Annotated in this window: 2 protein-coding genes; both read left to right on the top strand. The window is 61.9% G+C overall.

Going from position 1 to position 2,928, the window contains the following annotated elements; translation table 11 throughout:
• Positions 1-1,066, top strand: a 1,066-nt coding sequence (locus tag AC1DS3_RS37365) for an MFS transporter (RefSeq protein WP_477129217.1), incomplete at its 5' end; no start/stop codon positions are given.
• A gap of 259 nt (positions 1,067-1,325) precedes the next feature.
• Entirely contained in the window at positions 1,326-2,786 is a 1,461-nt protein-coding gene (locus AC1DS3_RS37360; protein WP_477129216.1) for a sensor domain-containing diguanylate cyclase, read from the top strand.
• Positions 2,787-2,928 lie beyond the last annotated feature (142 nt).

The raw sequence follows: 2,928 nt of genomic DNA, 5'->3' as shown, positions 1-2,928 counted from the left end.
GGCCGGAGCCATATCCGCCACCTTCGTGCTGACCTACGCGCTGCTGTCGCCGCAGATATCTCGCCTGGTGGATCGCCATGGGCAGAGCCGGGTGCTGCCAGCGGCAACGGCCATCAGCGTCATCGGCGTGCTGCTCTTGCTCGCCAGTTCCTGGTGGCTGGCACCCGACTGGACTTTGTTTGTAGGCGCTTTACTGGCCGGCTTCATGCCCAGCATGTCAGCGATGGTGCGCGCGCGCTGGACAGCGATCTACCGGGGCCAGCCATGCTTGCAGACGGCCTATTCGTTGGAAACGGTGCTCGATGAAGTCAGCTTCATCGCTGGGCCTCCGCTGTCGGTCGGGCTGTCCGTAGCGGTGTTCCCCCAGGCCGGACCGTTGGCAGCGGCGCTGTTGCTGATGCTGGGTGTGTTCGCCCTGGTCGCACAGCGCGGTAGCGAACCACCGGTCGAGGCGCAGGACGCTGCCATGGATCGCTCGGGATCGGTGATCCACCTGGCAAACGTGCGCTTGCTGACGCTGCTGATGGTGGCGATGGGCGTCATCGTCGGCACCGTGGATATCGTCAGCGTGGCCTTTGCCGAGCAACTTGGCCGGCCGACTGCGGCTAGCCTGGTGCTGTCGGCCTATGCCGTGGGCTCCTGCTTGGCCGGACTGCTGTTTGGCGCACTCAAGCTGCAAACCCCCTTGCACCGCTTGCTGTTACTGGGCGGGCTGGCGACGGCCGCTACCACGCTGCCGCTGCGGCTGGTCGGCAGCATTCCTGCGCTGGCGACCGCCGTGCTGGTGGCGGGGCTGTTCTTCGCGCCCACCATGATCGTGGCGATGTCGCTGGTCGAGCGCCTAGTGCCCGAGCGCCGCCTGACGGAAGGCATGACCTGGCTGCTGGCGGGGCTCAATGTCGGCGTGGCGCTGGGCGCAGCGGCATCCGGCCATGTAGTGGATGACGGTGGCGCACGGGCCGGATTCACGGTCGCGCTGTGCGCGGGCGGCTTGGTGTCGCTGGTGGCGCTGTGGGGGTATCACCGCCTGCGTGCCCATGGCTCGCCCGTACCTGATGCGGCGTGATAACCACTCAACCTGTTTCTCCATTTCAAGGACTTAAGTGCCCCTCATTTCCACGGGCTTCAGGCTCCAGTTATTGAGTCAGCACCTCGCGTACTTGGCGGACCTTCCGACGCGGCCTCCTCTTCGGCTAGCGTACAATTTACGCTCGCGCGGGTGGCCGTTCAACGACCCAAGAAACATCCCGATGGCCTTGGCCTACGACAAATAAGTGATTTTAAAGTACCCCAACCTTTTCATGGCAGCCAGCGTTGGCCTTGCCATGGCCATCGCCACCATTGGAGCCGCAGCGCTCGTTGAGATGCGCCAGGACGCATTTGCGCGCGCGCAAGAAGCATCCTCCAACCTCTCACTCATCCTTGAGCGAGATATTGCCCGCAATCTGGAGATCTTTGAGCTATCGATGCACTCCGTGATCGACGGCGTCAAGGATCCGGAAATTCTCCGGTTGAATCCCGCCATCCGCCAATTGGTGCTGTTTGACCGCTCGACGAACGCGACCGACATGGGTTCCCTGTTGGTGACGGATGAGCAAGGCAATCTCGTTCTCGATTCGCGCTCCACCCCTCCCCGCCCCGTCAATGTCGCTGACCGCGACTACTTCAAAGTGCATCGCGATTCGGCAACGGCCGGGTTGTTTATCAGCCAGCCGTTCCAGCCTCGCTTGACGGAGCAAGCCCAATCGATCGGCTTGAGCCGGCGGTTGTCGCATGCGGACGGCAGCTTTGCCGGCATCGTCGTCGGCACGCTGCGCCTCAACTATTTCAAGAGGCTCTTCGAGGGGACGAAGCTCGGCCCTGGGGGCTCCATCACATTGCTGCGTGACGATGGCATCGTGTTGATGCGCCGTCCTTATGACCCTGCCACTGTCGGCCGCAGCATTGCCGCCAGCCCATCCTTCGCGCCGCTTGTGCAGGCACCGGAAGGATCGTTTGTCGGCATTGCCGCGCTGGACGGTAACGAACGATTATACGATTTCCGCCACGTTGCCGGTTTCCCGCTCGTGGTTGTTATTGGTCTGTCGACCGACGATATTTACGCGGAATGGCGAAAAAGGGCATGGCTGCTCGGCGGACTGATCCTGACGCTAGACCTCGTGATCCTTGTCCTCTCCATCCTGATTTCCCGGCAGTTCAAGCGCAGGCAAGCGATGGAAGAGCACCTTCGGCTGATGGTCAACACCGACGGGCTGACAGGCATCGGAAGCCGGCGGGCACTGGACGAGGCCGCGGACATCGAATGGCGCCGGGCATGGCGCAGCCAGCAGCCCTTGTCGTTGCTGATGATCGACGTGGATCATTTCAAGAACTTCAATGACCGCTACGGGCACGCGGGCGGAGATGATGCGCTGGCTGCTGTCGCCCGATGCATCGCCAGCAACATCCGTAGGCCGGGCGACTATGCGGCCCGCTACGGTGGCGAGGAGTTTGCTGTACTGCTACCCAACACGGGTTTGGACGGAGCCATTGCGGTTGCCGAGAAAATCCGGTCGGCCGTCCAGGATCTGGTTATCCCGAATGCGGGAAGCGCTAACCGGATACTCACGGTCAGTATGGGCGTGGCTTGTGCGGATGGCCGTGCACGTTTCCCTAGCCTGCGGTTTTTCTTCAATGCCAGTGACGAGGCGCTATACAAGGCGAAATCATCCGGACGCAACCGGGTAGCCGTCGCGGAAACGCGGCCGGAGATTCAAGCCCACAGCGAGATCCCGGAGCACTATTGAGACTTGTATAAATCATGACAACCGATTCGAGTCTGACGCGTTATCTGATCAAGGCGTTGATCGGGAGTCGATTGCATGGCTAGGAAGATGGACGAAGCGACCAGAAAGCGGGTTCGCGCTGGACGGATGCTGTTAGCGAACA

Source organism: Cupriavidus sp. 01L46 (genome assembly GCF_056399905.1).
Note: the sequence above shows the minus strand (reverse complement) of the source record. Positions and strands in the feature narration are given on the sequence as shown.

What these genes read in the sequence shown, in the direction of transcription:
- AC1DS3_RS37360 (WP_477129216.1), top strand. Translation starts at nt 1,326, where the DNA reads ATGGCCATCGCCACCATTGGAGCCGCAGCGCTCGTTGAGATGCGCCAG.